Source organism: Aestuariimicrobium ganziense, from assembly GCF_015352975.1.
Classification (GTDB): domain Bacteria; phylum Actinomycetota; class Actinomycetes; order Propionibacteriales; family Propionibacteriaceae; genus Aestuariimicrobium; species Aestuariimicrobium ganziense.
Map to the genome: position 1 here is coordinate 1 of NZ_JACYIZ010000009.1, position 18,506 is coordinate 18,506.

Annotated in this window: 16 protein-coding genes and 1 pseudogene; 9 read left to right on the forward strand and 8 right to left on the reverse strand. The window is 66.8% G+C overall.

The features are described 5' to 3' along the window. The 4 genes and pseudogenes from IE660_RS14195 to IE660_RS14210 form a co-directional block, all read left to right on the forward strand. Positions 1-250, forward strand: a pseudogene (locus IE660_RS14195) (ABC transporter substrate-binding protein); the annotation flags it as partial. 132 nt (positions 251-382) lie between these two features. Next, a complete protein-coding gene (locus IE660_RS14200; protein ID WP_203569040.1) occupies positions 383-1,402 on the forward strand; it encodes a carbohydrate ABC transporter permease in 1,020 nt (339 codons plus the stop codon). After that, positions 1,399-2,322, forward strand: a complete 924-nt coding sequence (locus tag IE660_RS14205; protein ID WP_203569041.1) for a carbohydrate ABC transporter permease — start codon at positions 1,399-1,401, stop codon at positions 2,320-2,322. Before IE660_RS14200 ends, IE660_RS14205 begins: the two co-directional genes overlap by 4 nt. Positions 2,323-2,684: 362 nt before the next feature. Next, positions 2,685-3,311 (forward strand): hypothetical protein, encoded by a 627-nt coding sequence (locus IE660_RS14210; RefSeq protein WP_203569042.1) that lies wholly within the window; start codon positions 2,685-2,687, stop codon positions 3,309-3,311. Between the two features lie 186 nt (positions 3,312-3,497). Here the strand turns inward: IE660_RS14210 and IE660_RS14215 are convergent, their stop codons facing one another. The 4 genes from IE660_RS14215 to IE660_RS14230 all read right to left on the reverse strand — a co-directional run bounded on the left by IE660_RS14215 (position 3,498) and on the right by IE660_RS14230 (position 10,084). Further along, a complete protein-coding gene (locus IE660_RS14215; protein WP_203569043.1) occupies positions 3,498-5,318 on the reverse strand; it encodes an ABC transporter ATP-binding protein in 1,821 nt (606 codons plus the stop codon). Further along, complete coding sequence (locus tag IE660_RS14220; RefSeq protein ID WP_203569044.1) at positions 5,318-6,559, reverse strand: ABC transporter permease; 1,242 nt, start codon at positions 6,557-6,559, stop codon at positions 5,318-5,320. The genes IE660_RS14215 and IE660_RS14220 overlap by 1 nt, the downstream gene beginning before the upstream one ends. Further along, positions 6,556-8,076, reverse strand: coding sequence for an ABC transporter permease (locus IE660_RS14225; protein WP_203569045.1), 1,521 nt, complete (start codon positions 8,074-8,076; stop codon positions 6,556-6,558). Before IE660_RS14225 ends, IE660_RS14220 begins: the two co-directional genes overlap by 4 nt. Before the next feature lie 301 nt (positions 8,077-8,377). After that, on the reverse strand, positions 8,378-10,084 hold the full coding sequence (locus tag IE660_RS14230; RefSeq protein WP_203569046.1) for an ABC transporter family substrate-binding protein: 1,707 nt from the start codon (positions 10,082-10,084) through the stop codon (positions 8,378-8,380). A gap of 476 nt (positions 10,085-10,560) precedes the next feature. Between IE660_RS14230 and secY the strand changes: the two genes are divergently transcribed. From secY to map, 3 genes are read left to right on the forward strand one after another with little or no spacing between them, the layout of a single operon-like run. Next, complete coding sequence (secY, locus tag IE660_RS14235; RefSeq protein ID WP_203569047.1) at positions 10,561-11,868, forward strand: preprotein translocase subunit SecY; 1,308 nt, start codon at positions 10,561-10,563, stop codon at positions 11,866-11,868. Beyond that, complete coding sequence (locus IE660_RS14240) at positions 11,865-12,440, forward strand: adenylate kinase (RefSeq protein WP_203569048.1); 576 nt, start codon at positions 11,865-11,867, stop codon at positions 12,438-12,440. The genes secY and IE660_RS14240 overlap by 4 nt, the downstream gene beginning before the upstream one ends. A gap of 7 nt (positions 12,441-12,447) precedes the next feature. Next, positions 12,448-13,302, forward strand: coding sequence for a type I methionyl aminopeptidase (gene map / locus IE660_RS14245; protein WP_203569049.1), 855 nt, complete (start codon positions 12,448-12,450; stop codon positions 13,300-13,302). A 21-nt stretch (positions 13,303-13,323) separates the two neighbouring features. Here the strand turns inward: map and IE660_RS14250 are convergent, their stop codons facing one another. Continuing rightward, positions 13,324-14,490 (reverse strand): GNAT family N-acetyltransferase, encoded by a 1,167-nt coding sequence (locus IE660_RS14250; RefSeq protein WP_203569050.1) that lies wholly within the window; start codon positions 14,488-14,490, stop codon positions 13,324-13,326. Positions 14,491-14,557: 67 nt separating this feature from the next. On the opposite strand from IE660_RS14250, the gene IE660_RS14255 reads away from it, so the two are divergent. Beyond that, positions 14,558-14,971: a VOC family protein gene (locus IE660_RS14255; RefSeq protein ID WP_203569051.1), complete on the forward strand. Its 414-nt coding sequence runs from the start codon at positions 14,558-14,560 to the stop codon at positions 14,969-14,971. Here the strand turns inward: IE660_RS14255 and IE660_RS14260 are convergent. Together IE660_RS14260 and IE660_RS14265 are read right to left on the reverse strand one after the other, a co-directional pair. Further along, positions 14,920-15,222 carry a hypothetical protein gene (locus IE660_RS14260; RefSeq protein WP_203569052.1) on the reverse strand — a complete coding sequence of 101 codons (303 nt, stop codon included), beginning with the start codon at positions 15,220-15,222 and terminating at the stop codon, positions 14,920-14,922. The two genes, IE660_RS14255 and IE660_RS14260, sit on opposite strands and share 52 nt — an antisense overlap. 249 nt (positions 15,223-15,471) lie before the next feature. Next, on the reverse strand, positions 15,472-15,639 hold the full coding sequence (locus IE660_RS14265; protein WP_203569053.1) for a hypothetical protein: 168 nt from the start codon (positions 15,637-15,639) through the stop codon (positions 15,472-15,474). Positions 15,640-15,714: 75 nt separating this feature from the next. Between IE660_RS14265 and IE660_RS14270 the strand changes: the two genes are divergently transcribed. Next, the gene (locus tag IE660_RS14270) at positions 15,715-17,790 is read left to right on the forward strand and encodes a prolyl oligopeptidase family serine peptidase (protein ID WP_203569054.1); all 2,076 of its coding nucleotides are present in this window, start codon (positions 15,715-15,717) and stop codon (positions 17,788-17,790) included. Positions 17,791-17,792: 2 nt separating this feature from the next. Here the strand turns inward: IE660_RS14270 and IE660_RS14275 are convergent, their stop codons facing one another. Then, positions 17,793-18,458, reverse strand: a complete 666-nt coding sequence (locus IE660_RS14275; RefSeq protein WP_203569055.1) for a LamG domain-containing protein — start codon at positions 18,456-18,458, stop codon at positions 17,793-17,795. Positions 18,459-18,506 lie beyond the last annotated feature (48 nt).

Below are 18,506 nucleotides of genomic sequence, written 5' to 3' on the forward strand. Positions count from 1 at the left end.
TGGCAACGCCGTTCCGTCCATCAAGGGTCTGGAGAACTTGGTGGTGGAGGACAACCCGCCGCTGCCCGCACACGCCAAGACCTTCAACGAGCTGGCTGCCAAGGGCTACGCCATCCCGCTGAAGATCTCGAACAACGCGGTCGTGGCTGCCAACATCTCCACCGAGGTCGACAAGTGGATCAAGGCCAAGATCTCGGCGGTCGACTTCGGCAAGAAGCTCACCTCCTACATCAACACCGGCAAGGCCTGACACGCCGTTCACTCCTTGACGCAACCCCGGGACGAGAACCTCGTCCCGGGGTAGTGTCGGGGACAGACAATTCACGTAAGGAGGAACGTTGCGATGACGGAACGTCCCCAAACCAGCGGAAGCGTGGCAGGGATGCCTGCAGGCGCCGCTGATGATGTCACCGAAGCCGCCGTCGCGGTGGCCGATGGTGGCAAGGAGCCGGCGGGTCGCGGCGGGCGAGACCTTCGGCAGGCGGTCGAGGCCGGTACCTCGTCCAGCCACCGCGCCGCATTGCGCAAGAAGCGCATGCGCGACAACATCCACGGCTACATCTTCATGGCGCCTCAGCTGATCGGCCTTCTCGCCTTCATGATCGGCCCGCTGGTCTTCGCCATCATCCTGGCCTTCATGAAGTGGGACGGCTTCGGCTCCCGCGAGTACGTCGGCTTCGGCAACTTCAAGGCGGTGTTCGAGAACGAGCAGTTCATCCAGTCGTGGAAGAACACGGCATGGTTCACCGCCCTGCAGGTGCCTGCACTGATGATCTCGGCCTTCATCTTCGCGTTGCTGCTGCAGCGCACGGGCAAGATGAAGAACTTCTACCGAGCCTGCTTCTTCGCCCCACAGGTCACCGCGACGGTGGCCGTGTCGGTGATCTGGCTCTGGCTGCTGAACCCCGACATCTCGCCCATCACCGGCTGGCTCAAGCAGGTCGGCCTGGTTGCCCCCGACTGGCTTCAGGACCCGAACTTCGTCATCCCCGCCGTGGTGCTGGTGTCGGTCTGGCAGGGGCTGGGTTACCAGCTCGTCATGTTCATGGCCGGCCTCGACAACGTGCCGAGCTCGATGATGGAAGCGGCTTCGATCGACGGCGCCAACGAGATCCAGAAGATGTTCCGGATCACGCTGCCCCTGATCTCGCCGACGATCCTGTTCCTCTCGATCACCTCGATCATCGGTTCGTTCCAGGTGTTCGACTACATCTTCGTGTTCTTCGACACCACCGCCCCGGCCTTCGGCCGCACGATCGTGTACGAGATCGTCCAGACCGCCTTCCGTGAGTTCAACTTCGGTGTTGGTGCGGCTCTTGCCCTGTTGTTGTTCATGATGCTGCTCGCCCTCACCGGCCTCCAGCTCATTGCGCAGAAGAAGTGGGTGTTCTACACAGAATGAGTACTGCAACCGCTGACGCCACGGGCGTCCCCACGACCGGCAAGCCCCGCAAGGAGCGCATCCGTCACCGTCCCATCACGATCGGGCAGGTCATCCTGCAGATCCTGATGGCGATCGCGTCGATCGCGATGGCGCTTCCCTTCCTGTGGATGTTCTTCAGCTCGTTCAAGCCGCTCGAAGAGATCTTCATGCAGCCGCCCAAGCTGCTGCCGATGAACTGGCAGCCGCAGAACTACAGCGAGGCCTTCGACCAGGCCTCTGCCGGTGGCGCGTGGTATGCCAGTGGCTTCCCGCTGGCGTTCTTCAACAGCTTCTACATCTCCACGGTGGTGACGCTGGGTACGCTGCTGACCAGTGCGATGGCGGCCTACGCCTTCGCCCGCATCCGGTTCTTCGGACGCGGCTTCTGGTTCATGCTGTTCCTGTCGACCATGATGGTGCCCGGTCAGCTGACCATCATCCCGCTCTACATCATCATGGGTCAGCTGGATTGGGTCGACACCCACCTGCCGCTGATCATCCCGCCCATCCTGTTCAACGCCTTCGGTGTGTTCCTGCTTCGTCAGTATGCGCGAGGCATCCCGCTGGAGCTCGAAGAGGCTGCAGCCATCGACGGTGCAGGCCGCTTCAGGATCTTCGTCTCGCTGATCCTGCCGCTGCTGAAGTCGCCGATGGTGGCCCTGGGCATCTTCACCTTCCTGGGCCAGTGGAACAACTTCTTCTACCCGTTGATCTTCCTCAACAGCTCCGACAAGTTCACGCTGCCGCTGTTGGTGAACCAGTTCAAGGGCGCCTACTCGTCCAACTGGGCCGGCATCATGGCGGCCTCGACCATCACGGCCCTGCCGCTGCTGATCGTGTTCATCTTCGCCCAGCGCCAGATCGTCGAGGGCATCGCCCTGTCTGGTTCCAAGACCTGATTCGGACGACCTGCACAACCACCTCGAGGGCCCCAGCACAGCGCTGGGGCCCTCGTGGCGTCTTCGGGGGCTGGGGGCGGGCGCCCGGTGTCGGCCGCTGGCTCCCGCTCTGGCTCCGGCCCTTCCCCCGCACGAACATCGAGTTCCCGCACCCACGTCGGTGCGGGAACTCGATTTTGGTACGCAGCGCCGGAGGAGCTCGACCGGGAGCAGCGCCACCGACGCCTCGTCCTCGCCACGGTGCGCTGCCTACGCAAGCCCGCTGCGTCTCACATGCGAGCGCGGCGGTGCTCCACGCTCTGCCGGTTCCGATCCCCAGAAGGGTGCAGCTCAGCCGGCTAACCAGTGGCAGCCAGACAAGGTTGATCGAAGTCCGCGTCAATCCCGTGGATGTGAACCAGATCGTCGTCCTGGAAGGGATCAAGGTCACTTCACCCGTGCGCAGCGTGGTCGATGTTCTCCCGATGCTCCACGACCTCGACGCGCTGGCACTGGCTGACGCGGCGTTGCGCGCCGGGATCGATCGTGAGGAGCTCCTGACCCTCCATGAGGTGCAAGGACGGCAGGTGGGCGTCCACACCGCGAGAGTGGCTCTTGAGCGCGCCGACGCCAGGGCGGAGAGCCCGGCCGAGTCCAGATCACGAGGACTGATGTACAGGTTCAGTCTGCCGATACCTGAGCTCCAGTTCGAGATCGGCCCGTACCGGGCGGACTTCTGCTGGAGGGAGCAGCGGCTGCTGGGGGAGTTCGACGGCAAGGGCAAGTACGGGGGCAAGGGCAAGTACGGGGGCAAGGGCAAGTACGAGGGCGAGTTGGCCCAGGCCGCGGGTGGGCCGGAGGCGGTCGCCCAGTACGAGCGCCAGCGCGAGCAGTACCTGCGCGATCGCGGCTGGGCGCTCGTCCGATGGGGCGGCGCTGAACTCCGGCAGCCCTACAAGTTCTTCACTCGAGTACGAGGGGCACTGGACGGAGCGTCTGGCTGGCGCTGAGTCCTCACCGGGCCCTCAGCGACTCAGGCCCAGCCTCACCCGCGCCGCGCCTTCGTCTTGCCCCTCTCCCGCACCAAAATCGAGTTCCCGCACCAAAGATGGTGCGGGGGAAGCCCAGCGCAGAGCGGGGGAGAGCCCATCGCGGCGCGGGCAAGCCCGTGCACAGTGAGGGTTGGGAGCCCCTGCTCAGCTGACGACGTCGGCCAGGATTGCGTCGCGGAGTTCGCGGCGCTTGCGCTGCTCGTCCGGGTCGGGCACGGGCACCGCGGCCAGCAGGCGCTGGGTGTACTCGTGCTGGGGGTTGCGGACGATGTCAACGGTGTCGCCCACCTCGACCAGGTGTCCGTTGCGCATGACCGCGATCCGCTCGCTGAGCATCTCGACGACGGCGAGGTCGTGGCTGATGAACAGGCAGGCGAAGCCGTACTCCTCCTGCAGGTTCTGGAACAGCTTCAGCACCTGGGCCTGCACCGACACGTCCAGGGCGCTGGTCGGCTCGTCCGCGATCAGCAGCTTCGGCTGCAGCGACAGGGCCCGGGCGATGCCGATGCGTTGACGCTGACCGCCGGAGAGCTCGTGGGGGTAGCGGTTGCGCATAGAGCGCGGCAGCTGGACGCTGTCGAGCAGTGCCTCGACCCGGTTCGACAGCTCCTTGCCCCGCAGCTTCTGGTGCAGGTAGAGCGGCTCACCGATCGACTCGCCCACCGGCAGGCGCGGGTTCAGTGACGACCCCGGGTCCTGGAAGACGATGCCGACCTCCTTGCGGAAGGGCAGCAGGTCGCGGTGCTTGGCGTCGGTGATGTCGCGGCCAGCCACCGACAGCTTGCCCTCGACCACCGGCAGCAGGGCGACGGCGGCTCGTCCGATCGTGGTCTTGCCCGAACCGGACTCACCGACCAGGCCGACCACCTCACCGGGATCGATCCGCAGGTTCACCTTGTGCGCGGCACGGAAGGCGGGCTTGCGTCCCTGCTTGGGGTACTCGATCGACGCCTCCTCCATCAGCAGCGCCGGGACGACCCCCTCGTTGCCGGGCGTCAGCGGCACCGGGGCGTCACCCTCGCGCACCAGCGTCGATACCCGGCGGGTGGAGTCCTCAGCGGCCTCGCTGGTGTGGGCGCCCAGGTGGGGGACCGCTGCCAGCAGCTGCTTGGTGTAGGGGTGGGTGGGGTTGTTGAAGATGTCGTTGCTGGTGCCGTGCTCGACCACCTGGCCGTTGCGCATCACGATGATCCGGTCGGCCATGTCGGCGACCACACCCATGTCGTGGGTGATCAGGATGATGCCGGCGTCGACCCGCTCGCGCAGGTCGCGCATCAGCTTGAGGATCTCGGCCTGCACCGTCACGTCGAGGGCCGTGGTCGGCTCGTCGGCGATCAGCAGCTTGGGCTCACACGACAACGCCTGCGCGATCATGATGCGCTGGCGCTGGCCACCCGACAACTGGTGCGGGTAGGAGTTGAACCGCACCTCCGGCTCGGGGATCTCGACCAGGCGCATCAGTTCGAGCGCGCGGGCCTTGGCCTCCTTCGGTCCCATGATGAAGTGGGTCCGCAGGGTCTCAACGATCTGGAACCCACAGGTGTAGAGCGGGTTCAGCGCGGTCATCGGCTCCTGGAAGATCACCGCGATCTCGTTGCCACGGATGCGCCGCATCGGCGCCCCGGTCAAGCCGATCAGCTCGGTGCCCTTCAGCTTGGCCGAACCGCTGGCTCGTCCATTCGGGGGCAGCAGGCCGATCAGCGACATCGCCGACTGGGTCTTGCCCGAGCCGGACTCGCCCACGATCGCCAGCACCTCGCCGGCCTTGAGCTGGTAGGTCAGGCCGGTGGCCGCGTTGAACCAGTCACCGCCGACCCAGAAGTTCACGGCCAGGTCGTCGACGTCGAGGATGACGTCGCCCTTGCGCACCTCGGTGTTGGCGGCAGTCTTCTCGCCGCGGCCCGACAGCCAGCCGCGGTGCTCGCCGCTGGCCGACTCGGGGCTGGTGGGGGTCTCGGTGGTCATCAGTTGCCTCCCAGGCCGCTCGCAGTGGCGGTGGTGGTGCGGGTGTCCATGTGGGCGCGGTGGGCAGCCCGGTCGAGCTTGCGCTGGCTCGGGACGCGCTTGGTGCGTGGGTCGAACGCGTCACGCAGGCCGTCGCCGATGAAGTTCACGCTCAGCGCCAGCAGGATGATGAAGATGCCCGGCCACCAGAACAACCACGGACGAGTGTCGAACGCGCTCTGGTTGGCCGAGATCAGGCCGCCCAGCGAGATCGAGGGGTAGTTGATGCCGAAGCCCAGGAAGCTCAGCGCGGTCTCGAGCACGACTGAGGCCGACATCAGCAGGGTGATGTTCACCACGATCACGCCCATGGTGTTGGGCAGGATGTGCTTGGTGATGATCCGGAAGTTGGTCGCACCTGCCACGCGCGCCGAGTCGACGAACTCGCGCTCACGCAGCGACAGGAACTCCGAGCGCACCAGTCGCGCCAGACCCGGCCACAGGATCAGACCCAGCGCCAGCGCGAGTTCGACCGGCATCCAGCGCTGGATCAGGGCCTTGGTCTCGTCCGACCAGCCCCACTTGGTGGGCAGGGTGTAGATCATCTTGCCCAGCACCGCGCCGAGCACGATGACCGGCAGCGTGATGACCAGGTCGGTGAAGCGCATCAGGACGTTGTCGAGCTTGCCCCGGTAGTAGCCCGAGAGCGAGCCGATGGTGGTGCCGATCAGCAGCACGACCACGCCGAGCACGAACATGACGATCAGCGAGGTCTGGATGCCGGTCATCACCTGGGCGAAGTTGTCGTTGCCGATGGTGTTCTGCCCGAATGGGTAGGGGCCGATCTGGAACCCGTCGCCACCCAGCCAGGTCGGCAGGCCCAGGGTCGGACGACCGCCGTTGACCACCGGGGGAGTGGAGTTCGGGTCCTGCACGTGCCACAGCCCATCGATGCCACCGATGCCCATGGTCAGGAACGACAGCAGGGCGATGATGATGATGGTGGCCAGCCCGAAGAGGGCGCCGATGTGGCGCACGAAGCGGCGCAGGACGATCTTGCCCTGCGACAGGCCCTCGACCTCGATCGCCTCGCCCACTCCCTCGCCGCGGCCGACGGCCTCAGCGGGATCGTGTTCGAGGTGGCCGTCGATGGCATCGGCTGCCTCGGTGGTGCCCTGCACGGTGGAGTCGCCGAGACCGCCCTGGCCCCGCCGATCCTCGAGTTCGTTGAGGTCGAACTGCTCGTTGTCGTTGTTGCTCATGCGTTCACCCGGATTCGAGGATCGAGGACGGCGTAGAGGATGTCAGCGATGATGTTGGCCACCATCGCCATCCCTCCGGTGATCATGATGTAGGCCATGATCGGGTCGGTCTCAGACCCACCCAGGGCCCGGATGAACATCCGGCCCATGCCGTTCCAGCTGAAGATGGTCTCGGTGATGACGGCACCGCCGATCATGGCGATGAAGTCCGGCGGGACGATCGAGGCCAGTGGCATCAGTGCGTTGCGCAGGGCGTGGCGGACGATGACGACCCGCTCGGGCAGGCCCTTGGAGCGTGCCGTGCGGATGTAGTCCTGGTTGAGCACCTCCAAGGTGGCGCCACGCTCGTAACGCACGTAGCCGGCGAAGCCGATCAGCAGCAGGGCCAGCGTCGGCAGGATCAGGTGGGTCATCTTGTCGAGCTGGGTGATCCAGTAGTCACCACTGAAGTTGGGCCGCTGCGACCCCAGGGTGGGCACTGGGCGCCCGCCACTGATCCGGTAGTACTCGGGGAAGGTCTGCAGCACCCGGTCGAACCATGTCACCACCGACAGCACCAGGGCCACCAGTACGGCTCCACGCACCGAGACGCCGCGGTCAGGGCCGCCGAAGGCCCAACCGATCACGGCAGCCAGCACCAGCGCGAAGGCCAGCAGGCCCAGAAGGAAGCCGGTGTTGACCTCGTAGTCGTCGAAGAAGCCCTGCAGGATGAAGTAGCTGATCAGCCCGACCACGACCGTGGTCAGCGCCGAGTAGAGCGCCCGCCGGTTGCGCATACCCGCGAACAGCGCGGTCACGGCCACAGCCGTGCCGACACCGATAAGGATGTAGCCGATCGGGCCGATCACCGGGTTGCGCAGCCAGCCCGACCCGAAGATGAAGGCCAGGGTTGCTGCGGTCACCACGAAGGCGAAGCCGAAGGTGATCAGCTGACGCCGGCGTCCGCCGCCGAGGGCGCCGGCCCAGAACAGCCCTGCCACCAGGCTCAACCCCACGACAAGCGGCCAGCTGACCGAGGGGGAGCCCAGGTAGTTGTTGAGTTCGATCGCCATGAACTGCTTGAGCAGCACCGCCACCCAGAACACCGGCAGCGAGAACAGCACGAACGAGACGAAGGTCACCGAGTAGTCGAAGGTCGTGTACTGGCGCAGCGCGCTGACCACGCCGATCGTGACACCGACGATCAGGGCCAGCACCGTGGCTGCGACCACCAACTGCACCGAGGTCGCAATCGCACCGGGAAGAATGTCAGCCACCCTCTGCTGCGTGCGCCAGGCCAGCCCGGGGTTGCCTTGGACGAACTGCGTGAGCCACGTCCAGTAGCGCTCGTACCACGGCTGGTCGAGCCGCAGGGTGGCGACGCGGGCGTCCCGCAGGGCCTGGGCGTTCGGCAGGGTCGAGGTCCGCAGGTCTTCCAGCGGGTCGAGCGCGATGGCCAGCAGGCCGTAGACCACGGCCGACAGGGCCAGCAACAGGCCCACGGCCGTGACCAGTCGCCTGGCGATGAATCGGATCATGAAGGGTGTCCTTCGTCGTACGTGTCGATGCGTTCGGGTCAGGGGCGTGACCCGGGCGCGTGGTGTGACCTCACACCATGTCGGGTGCGCTCGTCAAACCCCGTGGCGACCAGACGGCGCACGCCACAGAGTCCGATTGTGCCGGACTTCACCCCAAGGTGACACATCAGCCATGCATCGGGGTGTGGTCTGTCGTCCCTCCACAGGCGTCCGGAGGACCGGTGGGGAAAGCAGGACGGGGGGCCCTGTCGCCAGGGCACCCCGTCACTGTCTGTATGGTCAGGTGACCCTCACGAGGAGGTCACTTGACGAGCTCCCACTCCCAGATGTTCCAGTAGTAGTTCGGGTTGAACGGGATGGTCGAGACGTTGCTCACCTTGGTCTTGTCGAACGCGGTGATGTCGGGATGCTGGAAGAGGATGATGCCGAAGGCATCGTCCATCAGCTGCTTCTCGATCTGGGTGTTGATCTCAACCTGCTTGGCCTTGTCGGTGGACTGGTTCAGCTCGGTCCACCACTTGTCGACCTGCTCGTTCTTGTAGCCCGAGTAGTTGTTCTGGCCGGTGCTGGTGTAGTTCGCAGCCGAACCCCCCAGCGAGTCGTTGCTCTGCGACCAGGCGAACAGCGAGGCGTCGTACGAACCGGAGCCCAGACGCTCGCTCCACTTCGGGTCGCCCGCATCCTGGACCTCGAAGCCCGCAGCCTTGGCCGACTCGGCAACCAGACGGTACTCCTGCTGGCGGCGCGGGTTGGTCTTGGCGTACAGGAAGCGGACCTTCACGGTGCCGGACACGCCGGCCTCCTGCAGCAGAGCCTTGGCGCCCTCGACGTCGACGGTGTCGTAGGCGTTCATGCCGTTGCCTGCGATGGTGCTGTCGTAGTCGGGGGTACCCGGGGTCATGTTGTAGGAGTTGCGGATGGTGGCGTTCGGGTTGAGCGGCTTGATCAGGCTGTCGACGATCTGCTGACGCGGGATGGTCTTCAGGAAGGCCTGGCGAACCTTGAGGGCCTTGGCGGCGTCGCCACCGTAGGTCTTCGGGTCGAACGGGCCACCATTGTTCATGGTCAGGTCGATGTGCTCGTAGACGGCCTGGTCGCCGGTGAGCACCTCGAGCTTGTCGTCGCCCTGGAGCGACTGCAGCAGGTCAGCGGTCGCCTGCGGCTGGATGATCGCCACGTCGCCGTTCTTGAGGGCCTGCGCCGAAGCGGTGGGATCCTCGTTGTAGACGACGGTCACGTCCTTGATCTTGGGCTGGTACTTGCCCTTGTAGTTCGTGTTCGCGGTCATGGTCAGCGACTTCTCGTCCACGATGTCCTTGATGACGTACGGGCCGTTCGAGACGAGCAGCTCGGCGTCAGCCGGGGTCGAGGTGAAGTTGTAGTCGGTGTTCCAGACGTTGGCGATCTTCGACAGAGCCGAGTTGTCCTTGTCCTGGAAGGCCTTCAGAACCGCGTCACAGGCAGCGGTGGGATCAGCGACACCGAGGGCGCGCTTGCCCACGACGTGCGCCGGCACACCGGTGCCGAACAGGGCGTACTCCCAGTCGGCGTAGACCGAGGAGTACTTGTAGGTGATCTCCTTGCCGTCGTCGGAGATCTGCGGGAACTCGGTGATGAGCTTCCAGGCCTCGGACGACGAGTCGAAGTAGACGACACCGTCGGCCTGCTTCTTCATCGTGCCGTCCTCGTTCGAGGCGCCGGCGATCTCTTCCTGGGTCTTCAAAGTGTTGAAGAGGGTGGACGAGGCGCCGTAGGCGAGGATGTAGTCACAGGCGCGGACCGGGACGCCGTCCGACCACTGGGCGGTGTCGGCGATGGTCTGCTTGACGGTCAGCGGCGAGTCCGAGGTCTTCTCGTAGGTGCCGAAGGAGTCGTCCTTCTCCTTCTCCAGCTCCTTGTTGTAGTGCCACACGCCCGAGCTCACCGAGTAGGCGATGTTGGCATTGGTCACGTTGTTGCCGAAGCTGGTGTTGTTGTTGAGGGAGTAGAAGTACTGGTTCCACAGCACCGTCAGCGCACCCTCAGGACCAGCCTGAGTGGTCTGGGTTGCACTCCCACTGGGGGCTGCGGAGCCGCCGCCAGTCGCGGCAGGCGACTCTTCTGCCTTCTTTTCCGGCGTCGAGCACGCGGACACTGCCAGCGAGGCAGCGAACAACACCGCGGCTGAGGCCATGAGCTTCTTGCCCAATGTTCCTCCAAGGGTGAGGGGCCGGGAGGGAACGGGGCAGGCCGCCAACGCTCCCAAGTGTTCCCGGTCGGGGTTTGTGCCAGAAAGTTACCCAAAGCTGGCGGGAGTGGCCACATCAGTCCACCGATGGGAGGTAGATCGTTACAAAACAGAAGCCTGTGAGCCGCCCAGGCCGGGTCAGCGGGGTTCAGCGATCCCTCAGCAGGGCCGAATGCGAGTCCCGGGCCCGGAGTTGATAGGCTGCCGTGGCGTCTGTCATGGGCGCGCATGTGAGTCCAATCGAGAGAGTGCCCCGGATGCTTTCCGCCTTCGCCAACGCGTTCCGGACACCGGACCTTCGCAAGAAGATCCTGTTCACCCTGATGATCCTGGCCATTTTCCGGCTGGGCTCGGTGATCCCGGTGCCGAACGTCAACATCCAGCGCATCGACGAGTGCCGCCAACTCGTCGAGACCGGTGAGCAGGCTGGCCTGTACTCGATGATCAACCTGTTCTCCGGCGGCGCGCTGCTGCAGTTGGCCATCTTCGCGCTGGGGATCATGCCCTACATCACCGCGTCGATCATCCTGCAGCTGCTGACCGTGGTGATCCCGCGTCTGGAGGCGCTCAAGAAGGAAGGTGCCTCCGGCACCGCCAAGATCACCCAGTACACCCGCTACCTCACCCTGGTGCTGGCTGTGCTCAACGCCACCGCATTCGTGACCATGGCTGTCCAGGGTCAGCTCTTCCAGGGCTGCACCGGTGTCGTCCACAGCGAAGAGATCTTCCCGATCGTCGTGATGATCCTGACCATGGTCGCCGGCACCGCCGTGATCATGTGGATGGGCGAGCTGATCACCGAGCGCGGCGTCGGCAACGGCATGTCGGTGATGATCTTCACCCAGATCGCCGCCTCGTTCCCGACCACCCTGTGGGGCATCAAGGTCGCTCGTCCGGGCGCCAATGGCTGGTTCGTCTTCGGCATGGTGATCGCGATCGGCCTGTTGGTGATGCTCGCGGTGATCTTCGTCGAGCAGGCGCAGCGCCGGATCCCGGTGCAGTACGCCAAGCGCATGGTGGGGCGTCGTCTGTTGGGTGGCACCACCACCTACATTCCGCTCAAGGTCAACCAGTCCGGTGTCATCCCGGTCATCTTCGCCTCGTCGATGATGTACCTGCCGGTGCTCTACTCGACCTTCCGGCCCGAGCGGCCCGAGTCGCGCTGGATCGCGGCCAACTTGGTGCGCGGCGACCACTGGATCTACAACGTGGTCTTCTTCGCCCTGATCATCTTCTTCTGCTACTTCTACGTGGCGATCACCTTCAACCCGGTCGAGATCAGCGACAACATGAAGAAGTACGGCGGCTTCATCCCCGGCATCCGCGCCGGCAAGCCGACCGAGGACTACCTGGCCTTCGTGCTGAGCCGCCTGACCGCCCCGGGCTCGCTCTACCTGGGAGTGATCTCCCTCATCCCGACCCTCGCGTTCATCCTGATCAACGCCCAGGGCCAGTTCCCATTCGGCGGCACATCGCTGCTGATCGTGGTCGGCGTTGCGCTCGACACGGTCAAGCAGATCGAGAGTCAGCTGCAGCAACGCAACTACGAAGGGTTCCTCAAGTGAGACTGCTCATCATGGGCGCGCCGGGGGCCGGCAAGGGCACCCAGGCAGAGCGGATCGCCGAGCGCTACGGCATCCCGGCGATCTCGACCGGCGACATCTTCCGCGACAACATCGCCCGGCAGACGCCGCTGGGCCGCGAGGTGCAGGCCATCCTGGCCGCCGGCGACTACGTGCCCGACGTGGTCACCGAGGCCATCGTCGAGAACCGGTTGCACCAGGATGACTGCCGCGACGGCTGGCTGCTCGATGGCTTCCCCCGCACCCCGCACCAGGTTGGTGCTCTCGACAACCACCTGCGTGACTCAGGCGAGCGGATCGACGGTGTGGTCTCGCTGGTCGTGGACGAGGAGAAGCTCGTCCACCGTCTGCTCGGCCGGGCCCAGGAAGAGGGCCGCAGCGACGACAACGAGCTGATCATCCGCAACCGGATGCGGGTCTACGCTCAGGAGACCGCGCCGCTGCTGGCCACCTATCGTTCTCGCGGCCTGTTGATCGAGGTCGACGGCTCCGGTGAGATCGACGAGGTCACCGAGGGCGTCTTCGCCGCGATCGACGACGCCACCAGGGCCTGAGTCCGTCTTGCGCGCCAAGGGGCTCGAACTCAAGCGGCCTGACCAGCTGCTGACCATGCGCCGGGCCGGTCTGGTGGTCGCCGAGGTGCTGTCGACCCTGCGTGACCTGGCTCGTCCCGGCGCCACCACCGCTGAACTCGACCAGGCAGCCCGCGACATCCTGGCGGCGCGCGGCGCCGGGTCGTCCTTCCTGGGCTATGGCGCCGACTGGGGGATGGCCCCGTACCCAGCTGTCACCTGCATCTCGGTCAACGAAGAGATCGTGCACGGCATCCCGGGGACTCGGGTGCTGGACGAGGGCGACATCGTCTCGGTCGACTTCGGGGCGATCGTCGACGACGACCGGGGACGAGGCTGGCACGGCGACGCTGCACGCACCTTCCTGGTCGGCCAGGTCGAGGACGACGTGGCCGAACTGTCGCGGGTCACCGAGGAGTCGATGTGGGCCGGGATCGGCGCCATGCGCCTGGGCGGTCGAATCGGCGACATCTCGCACGCCATCGAGTCGTCGGTGGCGGCCCACCGGCGCCCCTACGGCATCGTGCGTGAGTACACCGGCCACGGCATCGGTTCGCAGATGCACATGAGCCCCGACGTGCCCAACCACGGACGTGCCGGTCGCGGGCCGAAGGTGGTCGAGGGACTGTGCCTGGCCATCGAACCCATGGTCACCATGAAGGGCGAGGGCACCGCGGTGCTCGATGACGACTGGACCGTGGTGACCACCGACGGCTCATGGGCGTCGCACTGGGAGAACACGGTCACGTTCACCAAGCAGGGGCTGTGGGTGCTGACCCTCGAGGACGGCGGCGAGGCCGAACTCACCCGCCGCGGCCTGCCGTTCGGCCCACTGGCCGACTGAACGCGCCAGGCCGCCGGCTGCTCAGGCCTGGCCGAGCTTCTTCTGCCACGCGCCACCGACGGTGGCGATCCGGTAGCCCAGTTCGTCGTTGATCGCGAGCATCCAGCGGTTCTCACCGGCATTCCAGGTGTGGATGCGCTCCACCTCGGGCCACAGCTGCTGGCACTGGGCAAGGTTCGCCCACTTCAGCACGCGACCCAGTCCGTGCCCGCGGTGGTGACCGAGCACCACGGTGACCTCCTGCCAGGCCACAGCCGGCAGGTCGCGCACGCGGTTGAGTTCGGTGAAGCCGACCAGTTCACCGGTGGCGACGTGGCGCACCGCAGTGGTCAGCCCCTCGTTGAGCTCGAAGGTGGACTGCTCGACGGTGTCGAGGCGCTCGACGGTCCAGGTCGCGTCCTCGAGGTCGAGTTCTCCCTTGGGGGTGTCGCTGACCATGGCCTCGGCCAGACGGCAGCGTGCCTGCTTCACCCCGGCCGGGGTGTGGTCGCGCCAGTACAGCAGTTCGTAACCCTGCGGCGTCGGGGGCAAAGCCACCGGCTCCGACGGCACGTCCTGCGTGGAGTGGCGCTCGCACTGGGCCAGCGAGTAGCCGCGCGCCAGTGCCAGCGCTGATCCGGCGTCAGGGCTGACCGAGAACAGCCCCTCCTTCGGACGAACGGCGTCGGCACTGTCGCCTCCCTCGCGGTGGGTGCCCCAACCCATCAACGTGGTCACACCCCAGACCCGGGCGACGACCTCGGCCGCCTCGAGCAGTGCTGAGCCCACGCCGCGACGCCGCCAGTCGGCCCTGACCGCCACCTCCATGCCGTCGATCAGGTGCGTGTTGTCGATGATCGGGTTGGCCACGAACACGCTGCCGACCAGTTCGCTGTCACCCAGGTCGTCGGTGGCCGACAGGTGGGGCAGGCCGAACTCGCCCACGCCTGCGAACGCCCGCCCGGTGAGGGCCACCAGCACGACCTTGCGCCGGGTCTTCTGGTGCCGCATCGAGTGCAGGGTGTTGGTCGCCACGTTGCGGAAGTCGTCGTGGCCGAACACCTCGGCCCACACCTCGTTGCTCATCGTGACGTCGGCGCGCAGCAGGGTGGCAAGCACGCCCAGCGTCTGCTCGTCCGCCTCGCGCAGGTGCTCGGGCAGGTCGACGACAGCGATGTGGAAGGCCTCGGTGGGGCGTGCGGTGTTCACAGCGCCCCAGCCTGAGCCATCGGCATCGGCTTGGGCAAGCGGGTTTCTGCTCGGCCAGGGTCTGGGGATGACCATCGCCGTGCACACCCTGGCGCACTCCGACGACCCGGCAGCCACGCGCACCTTCTTCGGTGAGGTGCTCGGCCTGGCCTTCGTCGCCGACGACGACTCCTCCGAGCCCGGTGCCCAGCCCGACACCGACCAGGCATGGTTGATCTTCGACACCGGCCCCAGCGAGCTCGGCGTGCACCCCACCGCCTTCGCCGCCGACGGGGCGGTCGAGCGGGCACCGCGGCACCACCAGATCAGCTTCATGGTGGACGACATCACCGCCGCCACCGACGAGATCACCTCACGTGGTGGGCAGCTGGTCAGCCGACCCACCGAGTTCTTCTGGGGCACCGGCGTCGAGGTGGCGGTGCCGGGCAGCTACCCGGTGCTGGTCCACCAGGCGGCGCACCGCTCGGCGAGCAAGCGCTGAGGCTCACAGGGTTTGTGCCAGCCCTCGCCAATGCTCGCGGTGCGCTGGCCCAGGGCCTCGTTGATCGCCCACATGTGGTCGTTCTCGCCAGCGTTCCAGGTGTGGATGCGTCGGGTCCGCGGGCTGAGTCGTCCCAGGTGGGCGATGTTGGCCTGCTTGAGCCCCAGGCCCAGGCCGCGGCCACGGTGGCCGGCCAGGACGATGGTGTCGCCCTGGTAGCAAACCTCCCCGTCCCCCTGACCGCCGGACATCGATGGCGGTGAACCCGGCCAGCTCACCGCTGGCGACGTGGCGGACCGCGGTGCCGATCCGCCGGAACTGCGCATCGGCGACTGTGGCCTGCCGCAGTACCCGGTCGGCGTCCACCGGCTCGGGGCGGATGTCGAAGCCCGCAGCGGGGTGTGGGCCTGGATCATCGGCAGGCCGTCCTCAACGATCGGTCCGCGGGGCGGCCCGACCACGGCCCGTAGGGCGAGCTTGCGGGCGTCGGTGCGGTGCGGTTAGTAGTGCAGTCCTTCTGAACCCGGTCGGTCGACGTCGTGCGAGCCGATCATTCGTCGAGAGTGCCGGTTGTCCAGCGCTGCGGTGGCCTCGAAGGCGACGGCGATGCTGCCGGGGTCACCCCCGGCCGGCGGCAGGTCGACCGCTGCGATGTGGTAGCCGTTCACGGGCCCCAACCTGTCGCACGTCCCGGTCACGGCGCACCCTGATTTCTGGTCACCCGGCCTCGCTAGGGTGGCAGCATGAGCGCTCCGCAGACCCGACGTGACGACCTGGTCGAGACCCTGCACGGGGTCGAGGTGGCTGACCCCTATCGCTGGCTCGAGGACCCCGACGCCCCCGAAGTGGTCGACTGGGTCGAGCGCCAGCGGGCCCACACCGCCGAGGTGTTCACCCAACTGGGCGATCTCGACTGGTTCCACCAGACCCTGCGGCGGATCGTCGTCCGTCCTCATCGCAGCGCACCGTGGCGCGACAACGGCTGGTACCTGCAGACCCGCAACGACGGCTCGACCCAGCAGGACCTGCTGCACGGCGCGAGGTCGCTGCAGGCGCTGCTCGAGGGCGGCGACCTGCTGCTCGACCCCAACTCCTGGTCGGAAAACGGCACCAGTTCGTTGGCCGGCGTCACCGTCAGCCCCGACGGCACCAAGCTCGCGCACGCGATCAGTGCCGCCGGTTCAGACTGGACGACCTACCGCGTGCTCGACCTGACGACCGGTCGGTTGCTGGACGACGAGGTGGTCACCAAGTTCTCGGCGCCGACCTGGCTGCCCGACTCGACGAGCCTGCTCTACCTGGAGTGGTCGAGCGCGGGGGAGTCGGTGGGCACCGACGCCACTGCCCTGAGCGGCCCGGTGCTGTGGCAGTACGCACTGGGCGGCGAGCGCACCCAACTGTTCAGCTTCCCCGACGACCCGTCGGTGATGTTCGGTGCCCGGGTCGTCCAGGCTCGCGAGGGCGGGTCGAACGCCGACTGGCTGGTGCTGGAGGGCTCCCGTGGCACCGAGCGCACCAACCGGGTCTGGGTCGCGCCGCTGCAGACCACCGGTGGACGCACCACGGTGGGCGCGTGGGTGACCGTCTTCGGTGACGACGACCACCAGCGTGACCTGGTCACCATCGTCGGCGACCGGCTGATCCACCTGACCCACCAGGACGCCGTCCGCGGGCGCCTGGTCGCGGTCGACCTGACCCGGCCCGAGCAGCCGGTCGAGGTCGTCGTGGACGAGCAGGAGGGCACCCTCGAGGACGCCTGGGCCACCGCATCCGGCATCCTGACCTGCCACCTGGTCGACGTGGCACCGGTGCTGACCCGCTGGTCGTCGACCGGCGAGCGGCTCGGCGAGGTCGACCTCAAGGTCGGCGCTGTCACCGCTGTCTCGGCCGAGTCGAGCCAGGACGAGGTGTTCGTCGCCACCAGTTCGGTGGCCGAGCCCGGCGAGGCCTGGCGCCTGGACGCCTCGACCGGTCAGGTCGAGCCGCTGCCCGACCCCGATGCCCTCGACCCATTGCCGGTGGTGCAGTTGCGCCGGCACGCCACCTCGACCGACGGCACGCGGGTGCCCTACTGGGTGCTCAGTCGCGCCGACCTGCCGTTGGAGGGCCCACGCCCGACGCTGGTCTACGGCTACGGCGGCTTCACGATCCCGGTGCTGGCCGACTACCGCCCCGGGTGGCGCGGCTGGCTCGAGGCCGGCGGTGTGCTGGCGATCTGCAACCTGCGTGGCGGTGGCGAGTTCGGTCAGGAGTGGTACGACCAGGGTCGTGGTGCGCACAAGCAGCACGTGTTCGACGACTTCATCGCCTGCGCCGAGGACATGGTTGCTGGCGGCATCACCACGCCGGATCAACTGGCCTGCTACGGCCGATCCAACGGCGGCCTGCTGGTGGGGGCGGCGATCACGCAGCGTCCCGACCTCTACGGCGCAGCACTGCCGCAGGTCGGTGTGCTCGACCTCTACCGCTTCCACACCTTCACCATCGGGGCCGCCTGGATCTCTGACTACGGTGACCCTGACCTCGCCGAGGACTTCGCCGTGGTGCAGGCCTACTCACCGCTGCACAACGTGCGCCCCGGCACCCACTACCCGCCGACCCTGGTGATCACCGGCGACCACGACGACCGGGTGGTGCCCGCGCACAGCCACAAGTTCACGGCGACCCTGCAGGCAGCCCAGGGCGGCGACGCCCCGATCGCCACCCGGATCGAGCCCGCCACCGGCCACGGCCCGGGCAAGCCGGCCCACGTGATCGCTGAGGAGTGGGCCGACCTGCTGGCCTGGGCCGCGCACTTCACGGGGCTCCGGCCGCACTGAGCTCAGGCGTTCAGCACGCCCGGGCTCTGGTGCACGATCTTGAAGTCCTTGAAGTACCCGATCGTGCCGATGTCGACGTACAGGCCGACCGTGCCCTGCGTGGTCGACCCCAGCAGTCGCGGGACGACCAGCGACGGTTGGGCCTGGTCGTTGAGGTACAGCGCTGCCCTCTGGTCGGTGAACTCCACCCGCAGGGTGATCCACTCGTCCAGACCGATGTCGGCGTAGGTCTCGTACAGCCCTGCGTACTCGGGCTCGCGCAGCACCGCGAACTTGTACCCGGGGTAGGAGAAGTACTGCACCGAATGGTTGCGGGCGACCGGGTTGGGTGAGCGTCCGGCGTTGGGGCGCACGTAGATCGACTCGAAGCCGGAGTTGTCGGGCGCGACCCGGAAGGTGAGACCGGCGAAGCCGCCGGCGTTGGGCAGCGGGGTGGGGGACTGGATCCGGCTCAACAGCTTGACCTCGATGATGCCGTTGGCGATGTCGAGGTCGGTCACGGTGACGTGGGTCGGCTCGTCGACGGTCTCGACCTCGCGGTCGATGTCGAAGGGCAGGGCGTCCAGGTCGCGCACGATCCGCAGCACCTGCTCGCCGCGGAAGTCGACGAGGTCGGCGTGCACGTTGTGGGCCGTGAAGCGTCGGTCGTCCCAGGTGAAGGTGGTCATGGCCCCATCCAAACACTGAGCCGGGGCGTCGAACACGAACTCCGGGTC

What these genes read in the sequence shown, in the direction of transcription:
- IE660_RS14260 (WP_203569052.1), bottom strand. Translation starts at nt 15,222, where the DNA reads ATGTCCGGCGGTCAGGGGGACGGGGAGGTTTGCTACCAGGGCGACACC.
- IE660_RS14225 (WP_203569045.1), bottom strand. Translation starts at nt 8,076, where the DNA reads ATGATCCGATTCATCGCCAGGCGACTGGTCACGGCCGTGGGCCTGTTG.
- IE660_RS14255 (WP_203569051.1), top strand. Translation starts at nt 14,558, where the DNA reads ATGACCATCGCCGTGCACACCCTGGCGCACTCCGACGACCCGGCAGCC.
- IE660_RS14275 (WP_203569055.1), bottom strand. Translation starts at nt 18,458, where the DNA reads ATGACCACCTTCACCTGGGACGACCGACGCTTCACGGCCCACAACGTG.
- secY (WP_203569047.1), top strand. Translation starts at nt 10,561, where the DNA reads ATGCTTTCCGCCTTCGCCAACGCGTTCCGGACACCGGACCTTCGCAAG.
- IE660_RS14200 (WP_203569040.1), top strand. Translation starts at nt 383, where the DNA reads ATGCCTGCAGGCGCCGCTGATGATGTCACCGAAGCCGCCGTCGCGGTG.
- IE660_RS14220 (WP_203569044.1), bottom strand. Translation starts at nt 6,559, where the DNA reads ATGAGCAACAACGACAACGAGCAGTTCGACCTCAACGAACTCGAGGAT.
- IE660_RS14215 (WP_203569043.1), bottom strand. Translation starts at nt 5,318, where the DNA reads ATGACCACCGAGACCCCCACCAGCCCCGAGTCGGCCAGCGGCGAGCAC.
- IE660_RS14205 (WP_203569041.1), top strand. Translation starts at nt 1,399, where the DNA reads ATGAGTACTGCAACCGCTGACGCCACGGGCGTCCCCACGACCGGCAAG.
- IE660_RS14270 (WP_203569054.1), top strand. Translation starts at nt 15,715, where the DNA reads ATGAGCGCTCCGCAGACCCGACGTGACGACCTGGTCGAGACCCTGCAC.